The organism is Nonomuraea sp. NPDC049421 (genome assembly GCF_040677005.1).
GTDB classification, from domain to species: domain Bacteria; phylum Actinomycetota; class Actinomycetes; order Streptosporangiales; family Streptosporangiaceae; genus Nonomuraea; species Nonomuraea salmonea.
This window is the reverse complement of sequence record NZ_JBFAQA010000045.1, coordinates 25715-38946: the sequence shown is the minus strand read 5'-3', so window position 1 is coordinate 38946 and position 13232 is coordinate 25715. Positions and strand designations below refer to the sequence as shown.

Genomic DNA, 13232 nt, shown 5'->3' with positions numbered 1-13232 from the left:
CGGGTGGTCTCATGGCCCATGGGCCGCCGCCCCCTCCCGCGCCGCGTCGTGCAGCGCCCGTTCGGCCAGGACGCCCACCAGGTGCCGCCGGTAGGCGGCGGTGGCGTGCAGATCGTCGTCCGGATCGGTCGCGGCGCGTACGGCGTCGGCCGCCCCCGCGAGCCCGTCGAGCTCCACGACGACCGGCACGGGCCCGACCCCGATGCACGCCACCCGCGCCCGCCCGTCCGGCGTGACCAGCGCGCACACCCCGGCCAGCGCGTAGTCGCCGTGCCGCCGCGCCACCTCGCGGAACGCCACCCCCACGCCCTCCTCCACCGCGGGGAAGAACGCGGAGACGGCCAGCTCGCCGGGCCGCGCCGCCGACTCCATGGGCCCGACGAAGAACTCGGCGGCCGGCACGTCACGCCTCACCGCCGCGCCACCTTCCGGGCCGCCGTCCCATCGGGCGAGGCGGACGGAGCCGCCCAGCACCGCCAGCACCGCGGGCAGCTCGGCCGCCGGGTCGGCGTGCACGAGGCTGCCCACCACCGTGCCGCGATTCCTGATCACGGGGTGGGCGACCAGCCTGAGCGCCCGCGTCAGCAGCGGGTGCGCGCCCGCCCGCTCGGCGTCGGAGTGCCGGACCAGCGCCCCCACCCGGACACCCTCCGGCGTCACCTCCAGGCCGTCGAGCCCCGCCACCCGATTGATGTCCACCAGGTGGCCGGGCGCCGCCAGCCGCATGTTCAGCATGGGGATCAGGCTCTGCCCGCCCGCCAGCACCTTGCCGCCCTCGGCCCCCACCTCGGCCAGCGTCCGCAGCGCCCCGGCGAGGTCGCGGGGAGCGTGGTAGGCGAAGGGCGGCGGCTTCAAGCCTCACTCCGTACGGACTCCGGGCTGCGTCCGGCGATGGCGCGCAGCAGGTGGTAGCCGCCCAGCACCACGATCGTGCCGAGCGCGATGCCCTCCAGGGTGAAGTCGCCTCCGATGGCGTGCTGCACAGGTCCGATGGCCAGGATCATGCCCGCCCCGATCGGAACCATGTTCACGGGATCGGCGAAGTTCACCCGGTTCTCGATCCAGATCTTCGCGCCGAGCAGGCCGATCATGCCGTACAGGATGACCGTGACGCCGCCCAGCACGCCGCCCGGCGTGGCCGCGACCAGCGCGCCGAACTTCGGGCACAGCCCGAACCCGATCGCGATGATGCCCGCGATGTAATAGGCGGCCGTCGAGTAGACCTTGGTGGCCGCCATGACGCCGATGTTCTCCGCGTACGTCGTGGTCGGCGAGCCGCCCACCGCGCTGGTGACCACGGTCGCGACGCCGTCGGCCGTCACGGCGCGGCCCACGTACGGGTCGACGTCCGTGCCCGTCATCTCCCCCACGGCCTTGACGTGCCCGATGTTCTCCGCGATCAGCGCGATCACGGCCGGCAGCACCAGCAGCACCGCCGAGGTCTTGAAGTCGGGGGCGTGGAAGTCCGGCAGCCCGAACCAGGGCGCCGCCGCCACCGCGTCGAAGCTCACCCGGTCGTGCGGGAACGCCGTGGCCACGCAGTACGTGCCCTCGACCGGGCAGGCCGCGCCCGCCGCGTCGCGCAGGTTCGCGCCGGGCAGCACCGACGTGACGGGCCCCGCCGCCAGGTCGAGCAGCCACGACAGCACGAACCCGGACACCAGCCCTATCAGCACCCCGATCCGCCCGATGAACCCCTTGAACAGCACGATCACCACGAACGTGATGAGCATCGTGATGAGCGCCATCCAGTGATCCTGCGGCCAGTAGACGTCCGCGACCACGAACGCCAGCCCGAACCCGATGAGCATCACCACCGCGCCGGTCACCACCGGCGGGAAGATCTTGTGGATGATGGACACGCCGAGGAAGTGGATCGCCAGCCCGGCCAGCGCCAGCACGAAACCGGCCACCAGGATCGCGCCCGTCACGATCGCGTCGGCGCCCGCGGTGTCGCCGCCCGCCGCCGCCCTGATGGCGAACACGCCGCCGACGAACGACGCGCTCGTGCCCAGGTAGCTGGGCACCTTTCCCTTGACGATCAGCAGGAACAGGATCGTCGCGACGCCCGACATCATCACCGCGCGACGTTGGGGTCGAGCCCCATCACCAGCGGGAAGACGAACGTCGCCCCGAACATCGCGATCACGTGCTGTGCCCCGAACCCCACCATCCGGGGCCAGCTCAGCCGTTCGTCCGGCCTGACCACCTCGCCGGGGGCCAGATGCCTGCCGTCACCGTGTTTGGTCCATCCCACAACCATGGCAAGCCCCTCTTGTACTGGGCGCTGGGCCGGCGTCACGTACCGTTGCGGGCACATTAGGCCCGACGGCACGCGCTCACACGGGCATGATCTGCCAAATCTGGCCCGCCGACCAGAGCCAACCTCGCGCACATGAGCAGACCCGCCCTGTGAGGGGTGTCATGTGAGGGATGTCCGGTGAGTGCGGGGCTAAGACGCCGCGGGCTCCTCGCGGCGGACGGCGCGCAGCAGGTGGTAGCCGAGCAGCAGGACGATCGTGCCGAGCGCGATGCCGCTCAGCGCGAACGTGTCGGTGATCGGGAACGCGACCGGGCCGATCGCGCAGATGATGCCGGCGCCCGTGGGCACCAGGTTGCCCGGGTCCGACAGGTTCACCCGGTTCTCGATCCAGATCTTGGCGCCGAGCAGGCCGATCATGCCGTACAGGATGGTCGTCACGCCGCCCAGCACGCCGCCGGGCGTGGCCGCGATGAGCGCGCCGAACTTGGGGCACAGGCCGAACAGGATCGCGATCACCGCCGCGATGTAGTACGCGGCCGTCGAGTAGACCTTGGTGGCCGCCATGACGCCGATGTTCTCCGCGTACGTGGTCGTCGCCGGCCCGCCGACCGCCGTCGCCACCACCGTGCCGACGCCGTCGGCCATCACCGCGCGGCCCATGTAGGTGTCCACGTCCGTGCCGGTCATCTCGCCCACGGCCTTGACGTGCCCGACGTTCTCCGCGATGAGCGCGATCACCACCGGCAGCACCAGCACGATCGCCGACGCCTCGAACACCGGCCCGTGGAACGACGGCAGGCCCACCCAGTCGGCCTGCGCGACCGCGTCGAGGTTGACCCGGAAGTGCTCGGTGACCTGGCCGCTGTCGTCGGGTGCGGTGATCTTGCCGCCGACGACGTCCCAGCCCCACGACAGCAGGAACCCGAACACCAGGCCCAGCAGCACCCCGATCCGGCCGAGGAAGCCGCGGAACACGCCGATGAACACGAACGTCGCCGCCATCGTCAGCAGCGCCACCCAGGGGTCCTTCGGCCAGTAGACGTCGGCCGCCACGTACGCCATGCCGAACCCGATGAGCATGACCACGCCGCCGGTGACGATGGGCGGGAACACCCGGTGCAGAACGCCGACGCCCAGCTTGTGGATCGCGAACCCGCAGACGGCCAGCACCACCCCGACCGCCAGCAGCGCCCCTGTGACGGTCGCGTCGCCGCCGCCCGCCGCCCTGATCGCCACGACCGCGCCGACGAACGACGCGCTGGACCCCACGTAGCTCGGGATCCTCCCCTTCACGATGAGCAGGAAGAGGATCGTCGCGACCCCGGACATCATCACGGCCAGGTTCGCATCCAGCCCCATGACCAGCGGGAACACGAACGTCGCGCCGAACATCGCGATGACGTGCTGCGCGCCGATGCCCACCATCCTGGGCCAGCTCAGCCGCTCGTCCGGCTTGACCACCTCACCCGGCGTCAGGCGCTTCCCATCGCCGTGCACCTTCCACCCCAACGCCACGCCCGCACCTCAATCTCCCGCCTGACCAGCGAGTACGACCACGAAATATGTCGCAGAGCACAATAGAGGGTGGCCCCTGATTCCAGTACGCCGGGCGCCGATATTCGGTCCCGTCCGACCCGCAGACCACGTCGGGGAACTGCCACCGGCGGATCAGCGCCTGCCCGAGCGGGAGCCAGGCGTCGCTGCACCTGCCCAGCCCGTCGGCGCCCTTCCCCGGGGGGAACACGCTGACGATCCTGGTCTTGCGCCCCCGCTGCTCGTCGATCGCCCTGATCTTCTCGATGGGGGCGCAGAGGTCGGTGTCGGCGGAGACGAGCAGCACGACGTCCACGACGTCGAGCGCCGCGTCCGCCACCATGGAGCTGGCGATGGCGGCGTCGGTCTTCTTCTCCTCATACGACCGCCACACCATGCCGCACTGGCGGCACCGGTTGCACTTCTCCTGGAAGCGGCCGAGCACCACCTCGACACCCTGGCTCTGGACGGCGGCCAGATAGACGCGCTGGCGTGCCGCGGCCTGCCGGTCGTTGCGGACGATGGCGGTGAAGTAGCGGACCCGCTCCAACGACTGCCCGTCGCGCAGCAGGTCGCGAGCGAGGCCGGCGAGGTCCAGCCAGAGGTCGCGGTGATGGCTCATGCCCTTGAGCCCGTAGTACAGGTTGAATCCGTCGACGTAGACGCCTACGCGCCCGCCTGTGCCGTTCGGCTTGTCACGCACTGCCACTATCTCCTAGCATGGAGTCAGATCGCCCGGCACTCAGTTCCCGGGTCTTACGGCCCCCGTCAGGGGGCCGTTTCTTTTTGCGGCACTGATGCTAGTAAACAGTACGTAATGACATGATGACTTTTCGTGAACGTCCGCCGTACTACTCCACGCGGATCGAGAACCCCTCGCCGCTGACCACCTGGCCCGACCGGATCTTGGCGCGTTTGCGCAGCTCGACCTCGCCGTCCACCATCACCATGCCCTCGGCGACGAGTTGTTTGGCCATGCCGCCCGTCTCGGTGATGCCGCAGTATTTGAGCAGGTCGCACAGCGGGATGTAGTCGGAGCGCAGTTCGAAGTCCACGAGCGACCAGCCTAGATGCAGCTCAGATGCCGCGCATGCGCAGCACGTGCAGCGCCAGCGTGAGGTTGAGCCGCAGGTGGGGGTCGTCGGTGAAGTTGCCGAGCAGGCGTTCGAGCTTGCCGATGCGGTAGCGCAGCGTGTTGTAGTGGAAGTGCAGCCGGCGCGCGGTCTCGGCGACGTTGAGGTTGGTCTCCAGGAGCACCTGGAGGGTGCGGCGCAGGTCGGCGTTCTCGGCGTCGTCGTCGGAGGCGAGCGGGCCGAGCGTCTCGCGGACGAACGCGTGCAGCTCGTCGGTGTCGTTGACGAGGGAGAGCAGCCGGTAGACGCCGAGCTGGTCGAAGTGCGCGACGGCGCCGGGCCCGTGGAGCTGGCGTCCGACGCGGGCCGCCTTGAGCGCCTGCGAGTACGCCTCGGGCAGCGTCTCCGCCCCGGGGCTCGGCCGGGAGGTGCCGGTGGAGAAGGTGGCGGGCGGCACGTCGGCGAAGGCGGAGGCGGCGTCCTTGGCGACCCTGGCGGCGTCGAGCGAGGCGTCCACCACGGCCACGACCTCGTGGGAGAACCCGGCGACCGCGCCCTGCGGGTCGTGCCGCCTGATGGCGGCGGTCCAGCAGGCGACGAGCCGGTCCTGGGCGCTGCGCTCGTCGCCGTCGGGGTCCAGCTCGGCGACGAGCACGGTGACGGGCCTTGCGAGGTTCCAGCCGAAGGCGCGCGCCCTTGAGGTGACCCGCTCGGCGGTGCCGGCCCGCCCGGTGAGCACGTCACGCAGGAAGTCGGCGCGGTATTTGCTCTCGACGGCGTTGACCGCCTCCTGCCGGGTGACGACGAGCGCGGCGACGGTGGCGGCGCGTTCGAGTATGCCGACGTCGCTGTCCCTGATCGCGCCCGACTGGCTGTAGGCCACGATGCGGCCGTGGTGGTGCCCGCCGGCCAGCACGGGCACGGCCGCGAACGAGCGCGCCAGGCCGGGCGAAGGTGCGGCGGGCGGACCCTCGTGGGCGATCGACTCGCGCAGGACGGCCACGTGCTCGGCCGGCCCGGCCGTGGCGAGGACGCGGCCCGTGCCGTCGACGGCCGCCACCGACACGTCGAGCAGCTGGGCCACCTCGGCGGTGACCTCGTTGAGCCCGCCCCCGGCCAGCACGACCTGGACGAGCGCCCGGTGCGCCTCCTCGGCGCGGGCGAGCACGGCGGCCTGCCGGTTGAGTATGTCGGTCAGCACCTGGTTGAGGATGTCGTCGAAGCCGACGTCGTTGGGCAGCAGGATGAGCGGGAAGCCGAGCCGGTCGGCCTGCTCGGCCATCTCGTCGGGCAGCTCGTCGACGTAGCGGCCGAGCTTGATGGCCAGCGCGGCCAGCCCGCGCTCGTCGAGGTCGGCGACCAGCCGGCCGAGCGACTGGGGCGTGTTGCGCAGCGGGTAGCCGGTGGTCAGCAGCAGCTCGTGCGGTTTGACCCAGGCGAGGATGTCGGGCACTTCCATCACGTTGAGCCGCTGCACGATGCGGCCGAGCCCGCTCTCCCCCGCGATCAGCCGCGCGTCGGCGAGGGTGGACACGCCGAGCACCTCTCCGACGGACACGCCGTGGATGATCGTGCCGGTGCTGGCGAGACGGACGGGGGGCTCCATATAGCAATTGTGACCCCGGCGACCGTCTGTCAGGAAGAGCCAACCATCGCGCTGACTGTTGGCAAATTTACCCGTACGGAGGGTTCATCGGCCGTTCTACGGTCAGGTCCAAGGTCGGTTGGGAGGTCCGGTGACCGTCAGTACTCATGCGCGGCGTACCCGCGTGCACGTCACGGGTGCGGCCAGCACGGCGGTGCGCGCGGTGCTGGAGGCACAGCGGCGTCCCGCGCGGGTGCTCGCGGCGTTCCCTCAGGGCCTGTATCTGGAGGTCAGGACCGAGGTCGAGCCGTCGGTGATCGCGGTGATCACGGGCGAGGCCACCCGGCTCCCGAACTCCGTGCTGCTGGCCGCCCCGCTGCCGCACCTCACGGTGGGTGACGACGCGGCGGTGGGTGACCGGGCGATCGAGCTGGGCCCGCTGAGCCTGACCGTACGCCGGTGGTGGGATCCCGCGCCGCCGCTCGGCTCGGTGGACAGGGATCTGCTGACACGGGCCGTGGACGAGCTGACCGAGCCGCCTGGCGCGGGATTGGCCGGCGACGCCTCGGTGGAGCTGCTCACGGACAGTTGCGCGAAGGGGTGGCTGCTGGGCGCGGTGACGGCGGCCGAGCGGCTGGTCGGGCTGGGCCCGGGGCTCACGCCGAGCGGGGACGACGTGCTGGCGGGGCTGCTGGTGGCGCTGCGGCATCTCGGCAGGGCCGCCGGCGCCGGACGCGCCGTGTGGCTGGCCGACTGGCTGGCGGCGACCGTGACGTACGACGCCGGCACCCGTACGACGCCGATCTCCGCGACCCTCCTGCACTGCGCGGCCAGGGGCGAGGCCAGTCCCGAGGTGCTCGGCGTGCTGCGCGGCCTGGCCGGGCGGCAGGCGCTGGCTCCGGCGCTGCGCCGCCTGCACCGGCTCGGCCACACCTCGGGCAGCGACCTCGCCCAGGGCGTCGGGATCGGCGCGCGTACCGTCCTGTCGCTGGGGGCGGCCGGATGAGCGAGCCGCTGGTGCTGGCGCGGCGGGGGGCGTACCACGACTCGGTGACGCTCATGCGGGTCAGCCGGGCGCTGTCGGAGCTGCCCGGCGTGACGGCCGCGATGGTCGCGATGGGCACTGACCTCAACGTCTCGATCCTGCGCGACATGGGCTTCGACGTGCCGGCGGCGGGGCCGTCCGACCTGCTGATCGCGGTACGCGCCGAGGACGCGGACGCGGCCGTGGAGGAGGCCGATCGGCTGCTCGCGGGCACGCACGGGGCCGAGCCCTCGGCGGCGGAGCAGCCGCCGCTGACCACCCGTTCTGCCGCCGCCCGCGACGCGGCGAACCTGGTGCTGGTCTCGACGCCCGGCGAGTACGCCTTCTTCGAGGCCCTGGACGCCGTCGAGGCCGGCCTGCCCGTCATGATCTTCAGCGACGGCGTCACGGTCGCGCAGGAGCGGCGGCTGAAGGAGCTGGCCGAGGCGAAGGACGTGCTGGTCATGGGCCCCGACTGCGGCACCGCCGCGATCGGCGGCGCCGGGCTCGGCTTCGCGAACGTGCTGTCGCCCGGCCCCGTCGGCGTGGTGGCCGCGTCGGGCACCGGGGCGCAGCAGGTGACCTCGCTGCTCGACTGGGCGGGCGTGGGGGTCAGCCACGTGCTCGGGGTGGGCGGCAGGGACCTGTCGGCCGAGGTGGGCGGCCTGTCCACGCGGCGTGCCCTGCGCATGCTGGACGACGACCCGGCCACCGAGCTGATCGTGCTGGTCTCCAAGCCGCCGTCTCCCGGGGTGGCGCGCGAGGTGGCGGCGGAACGGCTGCGCACCCCCGTGGTGCACGCCCTGCTCGGCGCGTCCGACGGCGATCTGACCACGGCGGCCGAGCAGGTGCTGCGGGTGCTCGGAAGGGCCGTCCCCGAGTGGCCGTCCTGGCCGGCCGCGCCGGGCTCGCGCCCGGCCGCCAAGGCGCTCAAGGGCCTGTACGCCGGCGGCACGCTGTGCGCCGAGTCCGCCCTGCTGGCCGGGTCAGGCGACTTCGTGGACTTCGGCGACGACGCCTACACCAGGGGCCGCGCCCATCCGATGATCGACCCGACCCTGCGCGTCGAGGCCCTGTCCCGGGCCGTGGAGACGGACGTGGTGCTCATGGACGTCGTGCTCGGCCACGGCGCCGACCCCGACCCGGCCGCCGCGCTGGCCCCCGCGATCGCCCGTACGCCGGCCACGGTGGTCGTCGCCCTGGTCGGCACCGGGGGCGACCCGCAGGACCTGCACCGGCAGGCCGCCGCGTTCCGCGCGGCGGGCGCGTCGGTCTTCGTCTCCAACGCCCAGGCCGCCCGCCACGCCAGGAGCCTGATGTGACCGGGCGGGAGTTCGCTTCGATCGCCCAGGCCGTTCGTCCTGCCAGGAGTCTGCTGTGACCGCTCAGCCCGAGATCGTGCCCGGCCTGCTCGACGGGCCGCCCCGCGTGATCACCGTCGGGGCCGGGCTGCTCGACGAGGCGCTGCGGGCGCAGGCCGTGGCGACGGTCCCGGTCGCCTGGCGCCCGCCGCTGCCCGGCACCGGGCAGGCGCTGGCCCGGGTGCTGGCCGATCCGCGCAGGCAGGAGGCCAACGCGGTGGCCGTCGGCCGGCTGACGGCGGCCAGGCCGCACCTGGTGGGCGTGCGGCGGGCCTCGGAGATCCTCGAACCCGGCCTGTTCCTGCACGCGGGCCCGCCCATCACGTGGGAACGGGCGTCGGGCCCGATGCGCGGCGCGCTGATCGGCGCGATGCTGCTGGAGAGCCTGGCCGCCGACGAGGAGGACGCCGCCGACCGGCTGGCGGCGGGCGCGGTCGAGCTGCGCCCCTGCCACGAGCACGGCGCGGTGGGGCCGATGGCGGGCGTGGTGAGCCCGTCGATGTGGCTGTTCGAGGTGCACGACGCCGAGCACGGCGGCACCGCGTACTGCTCGCTGAACGAGGGCCTGGGCAAGGTGCTGCGGTACGGCGCGTACGGGCCCGAGGTGCTCGACCGGCTGCGCTGGATGGACCAGGTGCTCGGCCCCGCGCTGGCGGGGGCGCTGGAGCGTACGGGGCCGATCGACCTGCGCGCGCTGATCGCGCAGGCCCTGCAGATGGGCGACGAGCTGCACAACCGCAACCGCGCGGCCACCTCGCTGCTGCTGCGCGAGCTGGCTCCCGCGATCGTGGAGGCGGCGCCGGGCGACGCGGCGCAGGTGCTGCGCTTCATCAACGGCAACGACCACTTCTTCCTGAACGCGGGCATGGCCGCGGCCAAGGTCAGCACCGACGCGGCTCGCGACGTGCCGGGCTCGTCGCTGGTGGTGGCGATGGCGCGCAACGGCACCGACTTCGGGGTGCAGGTGTCGGGGCTGGGCGGGCGCTGGTTCACCGGGCCCGCCGGGGTGCCGCACGGGCTTTATCTGGGCGCGTACGGGCCGGACGACGCGAACCCGGACATCGGCGATTCGACGATCACGGAGACGTCGGGGCTCGGTGGTTTCGCGATGGCGGCGGCGCCGGCGATCGTGCGGTTCGTGGGCGGCGAGGTGGCGGACGCGGTGAAGGCCACCCGATCGATGTACGAGATCACGCTGGCCGAGCATCCCGCCTACCAGATTCCCGGCCTCGGCTTCCGCGGTACGCCGGTGGGGATCGACGTGGCGCTGGTGGCGCGGACGGGGCTGCTGCCGGTGGTCAACACGGGGATCGCGGGCCGGGTGGCGGGCACCGGTCAGGTCGGTGCCGGCCTGGTGGAGCCGCCGGTGGAGGCGTTCACGAGCGCCCTCCAAGCCCTGTCCGTTTTGGGTAAGTGATCCATTTTAATTCCGATATTTCTGCACGTCAGGATTGTTGTCAGACAATGTCACCTTCCCTTGTGCATTCCCCGCCGATATCGTGACGATCCTCCATAATCTGCAAGTAGCGTGAGAACGCACGTGACGGATGAGGCGAGATGGGGGCGGGAACATGGCAGCCGACCGCTTGCTCAGCGGACCCGGCCCAGAGGGGGGTGCCGCGGGGGGCTCTTCGCAGAGCCAGGGGCGCCTGATCGGCAGACGCTACCGGCTGATGTCACCCGTGGGCAGGGGCGGCATGGGCATGGTGTGGCACGCGCACGACGTGCTGCTCGACCGTGACGTGGCGGTCAAGGAGCTGATCCTGCCGTACGGGCTGGACGACGCGGGCAAGCAGGTGGCGCACCGGCGCATGCTGCGCGAGGCCAGGTCGGCCGCGCGGCTGACCCACCCGGGCATCGTCACCGTGCACGACGTGGTCGAGGAGGACGGCCGGCCCTGGATCGTGATGGAGCTGGTCCGCGCGTGGTCGCTGGAGCAGGCCGTACGCCAGAGCGGCCCGCTGCCGGTGGTCCAGGCGGCCGAGATCGGCATCCGCGTGCTCGACGCGCTCAGGCACGCGCACGCCCACGGCATCCTGCACCGCGACATCAAGCCCGGCAACGTGCTGCTGACCTCGGACCGGGTGGTGCTGACCGACTTCGGCATCGCCGCCATCGAGGGCGACGTGACGATCACGCAGACCGGGCTGCTGATGGGCTCGCCGGCGTACATCCCGCCCGAGCGCCTGTCCGGCCAGCCGATCGGGCAGGCCGCCGACCTGTGGTCCTTCGGCGCCACCCTGTACGCCGCCGTCGAGGGGCGGCCCCCGTACGAGGGGCCCGACCCGGTGGCGGTGCTCGGCTCGGTGCTGACCCAGGAGCCGATCAGGCCGCAGCGGGCCGGCTCGCTGCTGCCGGTGATCGAGGGCCTGCTGCACAAGAACCCGGCGGAGCGGCTGACCTCCGAGCAGGTCATGGAGATGCTGGAGGCGGTGCTGCGGGCGCACGGCGCGCCCAGGCCGCGCACGCCCGAGACGCTGCCGAGCCCGACCGACTCGACGCCGGCCAACCTGCTGCCGCCGCTGGAGCCGCCGTCGGGGCCGATGCCGTCGCGCATCGTGGAGACGCCGTCGGGGCCGGTGCGGGTGCCGTACGACCCGATCACGAGCCCGTCGGGCGGCCATTCGATGCCGTACGAGGGCATGTCGAGCCCTTCGGGCAGCCACCGCACCGACCAGCTGCCCCCGCTCCCCCGAGCCGACGAACCGACGGGCGGCGCCTCGGGCCCGTACGACGCGCTCGCGAGTTCGTCCGGCCCGTACGACTCCCTCGCGAGTTCGTCCGGCCCCTACGACTCCCTGGCCGGCTCGTCGAACCCGTACGACGCGCTGCGCAGCTCGTCCGGCCCGCAGCCGCCCTTCGGCGCGCCGCCTCCCGGCCGTGGCATCGACGACGACCTGGACACCGGCACGGGCCCCAGGCCGCAGCCGATCCTCCCCCTCACCACCGACAGCCGCACCTCGGCCGCCACCCCGTGGCCGCTGGCCACCCCCGACGACCTGCGCGAGCAGTCGCGCAGCCTGTCCAGGGACGTCGGCAGGGGCAGCCTGACCTCGCTGCCCCCGGCCGGGCCGCGTACCGGTAAGAGCCGGCGCAGGCCGGAGGAGGACGAGGGACCGTGGGTGCGCGGCGGCCGCCCGACGCCGCTGACGATCGTCAGCGCGCTGGTGGCGGTGGCCGTCGTGGCGGGCGCCGTGGTGCTCATCCTGACCAGCGGCTCCGGCGAGACTCCGCCGGCCGCCGCGCCGTCACCGGCGAGCGCCGCGGCCGAGCAGGCGAGCGAGCCTTCTCCGGTGCCGAGCGGGTTCGAGGAGCTCACGGGGCCCGGGTTCACCGCCGCCCTGCCGAAGGGCTGGAAGCTGGCGGTCGCGGGCGACGTGGCGACGTTCAACGGGCCGAAGGACTCGAACATGCGGATCGTGGTCGAGAAGGCCGCCCCGCAGGACGACGGCGGACTGGCCGCGCTGGGCGAGCAGGAGGCCCAGGGCGGCAGGGAGAACTACATCCAGGTACGGCTGCAGGCCGTGAAGTACCGGGGCACGCAGGCGGCCGACTGGGAGTACACCTACACCACGCCCAACGGCGTTCCCATGCACGCGCTGACCAGGTACGCCGCGCTCGGCGGCGCGTCCGCGTACAAGATCGTCTTCGACCTGCCCGACCTGCGCTGGGACGACCAGGCGGAGACGAGGAAGGCGTTCCTGGACACGTTCCAGCCGAACGCCTGACGTATTGCATCGGTCGTTCCAAAACGGTAGCGTGCCGGTCATGGCACGGCCGAGGAAGTTCGAGGAGGACAGGGCGGTCGAGGCGGCCATGCGCGCGTTCTGGGACGCGGGCTACGAGGCCACCTCGACGCAGGACCTGTGCGCCGCGACCGGCCTCGGCCGCAGCAGCATCTACAACACGTTCGCGAGCAAGCACGACCTGTTCGAGCGGGCGCTGCGCCACTACATGGACGTGCACAACGGTTCGCTCGCCGAGCTGATGGACGCCGACCTGCCCATCAAGGAGAAGGTCAGGACCGTCCTGTGGTGGGCGGTCGAGCCCGATCCCGAAGAACCGGCCGGCTGCATGGTGGTCAACGCCAGCATCGAGCTGGCGCCCCACGACTCGGCGATCGCCGAGGTGCTCCGCCGCGACGAGGCGAAACGCATCGAGCTGCTGAGGACCGGCATCGAGGCCGCGCGCACCCGGGGCGAGCTCGGCTCAGAGCACGACCCGCTGGCCCTGGCCAGGTTCGTCGCCGCCACGGTCAACGGCCTGCGGGTGGCCGAGCGGGGCGGCGCGGACCGGGCGGCGCTCGAGTCGATCGCGAACGTCGCGCTGACCGTGTTCTGATCGCTTCATGCCCGAATTTTGTACTGATCAATCTAAAACAAGGAGGCCCGCC

At 72.4% G+C, this 13232-nt stretch carries 10 protein-coding genes and 1 pseudogene; 5 read left to right on the top strand and 6 right to left on the bottom strand.

Translation table 11 applies throughout. From position 1 onward, the window contains the following. Positions 1–9: 9 nt before the first annotated feature. From AB0K18_RS46470 to AB0K18_RS46445, 6 genes and pseudogenes are all read right to left on the bottom strand, one after another. Entirely contained in the window at positions 10–855 is an 846-nt protein-coding gene (locus tag AB0K18_RS46470) for an FAD binding domain-containing protein (protein WP_364928391.1), read from the bottom strand. Next, positions 852–2263 (bottom strand): annotated as a pseudogene (locus AB0K18_RS46465) (solute carrier family 23 protein). The gene AB0K18_RS46470 and the pseudogene AB0K18_RS46465 overlap by 4 nt, the downstream one beginning before the upstream one ends. Positions 2264–2452: 189 nt before the next feature. After that, complete coding sequence (locus tag AB0K18_RS46460; protein ID WP_364928388.1) at positions 2453–3778, bottom strand: solute carrier family 23 protein; 1326 nt, start codon at positions 3776–3778, stop codon at positions 2453–2455. After that, complete coding sequence (locus tag AB0K18_RS46455; RefSeq protein WP_364928385.1) at positions 3726–4499, bottom strand: NYN domain-containing protein; 774 nt, start codon at positions 4497–4499, stop codon at positions 3726–3728. Before AB0K18_RS46455 ends, AB0K18_RS46460 begins: the two co-directional genes overlap by 53 nt. A 148-nt stretch (positions 4500–4647) precedes the next feature. Then, the gene (locus AB0K18_RS46450) at positions 4648–4851 is read right to left on the bottom strand and encodes an RNA-binding S4 domain-containing protein (protein ID WP_355431188.1); all 204 of its coding nucleotides are present in this window, start codon (positions 4849–4851) and stop codon (positions 4648–4650) included. 22 nt (positions 4852–4873) lie between these two features. After that, on the bottom strand, positions 4874–6475 hold the full coding sequence (locus AB0K18_RS46445; RefSeq protein WP_364928382.1) for a PucR family transcriptional regulator ligand-binding domain-containing protein: 1602 nt from the start codon (positions 6473–6475) through the stop codon (positions 4874–4876). A 130-nt stretch (positions 6476–6605) separates the two neighbouring features. On the opposite strand from AB0K18_RS46445, the gene AB0K18_RS46440 reads away from it, so the two are divergent. From AB0K18_RS46440 to AB0K18_RS46420, 5 genes are all read left to right on the top strand, one after another. Further along, on the top strand, positions 6606–7460 hold the full coding sequence (locus tag AB0K18_RS46440; RefSeq protein WP_364928379.1) for a DUF2877 domain-containing protein: 855 nt from the start codon (positions 6606–6608) through the stop codon (positions 7458–7460). Continuing rightward, entirely contained in the window at positions 7457–8800 is a 1344-nt protein-coding gene (locus AB0K18_RS46435) for an FdrA family protein (protein ID WP_364928378.1), read from the top strand. Before AB0K18_RS46440 ends, AB0K18_RS46435 begins: the two co-directional genes overlap by 4 nt. Positions 8801–8855: 55 nt before the next feature. Next, positions 8856–10256 (top strand): DUF1116 domain-containing protein, encoded by a 1401-nt coding sequence (locus tag AB0K18_RS46430; RefSeq protein WP_364928377.1) that lies wholly within the window; start codon positions 8856–8858, stop codon positions 10254–10256. A 256-nt stretch (positions 10257–10512) separates the two neighbouring features. Beyond that, complete coding sequence (locus AB0K18_RS46425) at positions 10513–12567, top strand: protein kinase (protein ID WP_364928374.1); 2055 nt, start codon at positions 10513–10515, stop codon at positions 12565–12567. A gap of 40 nt (positions 12568–12607) precedes the next feature. After that, entirely contained in the window at positions 12608–13180 is a 573-nt protein-coding gene (locus AB0K18_RS46420) for a TetR/AcrR family transcriptional regulator (RefSeq protein ID WP_364928372.1), read from the top strand. Positions 13181–13232 lie beyond the last annotated feature (52 nt).

Coding starts and splice junctions, on each gene's coding strand:
- AB0K18_RS46445 (WP_364928382.1), bottom strand. CDS start 6,475: ATGGAGCCCCCCGTCCGTCTCGCCAGCACCGGCACGATCATCCACGGC.
- AB0K18_RS46435 (WP_364928378.1), top strand. CDS start 7,457: ATGAGCGAGCCGCTGGTGCTGGCGCGGCGGGGGGCGTACCACGACTCG.
- AB0K18_RS46420 (WP_364928372.1), top strand. CDS start 12,608: ATGGCACGGCCGAGGAAGTTCGAGGAGGACAGGGCGGTCGAGGCGGCC.
- AB0K18_RS46425 (WP_364928374.1), top strand. CDS start 10,513: ATGTCACCCGTGGGCAGGGGCGGCATGGGCATGGTGTGGCACGCGCAC.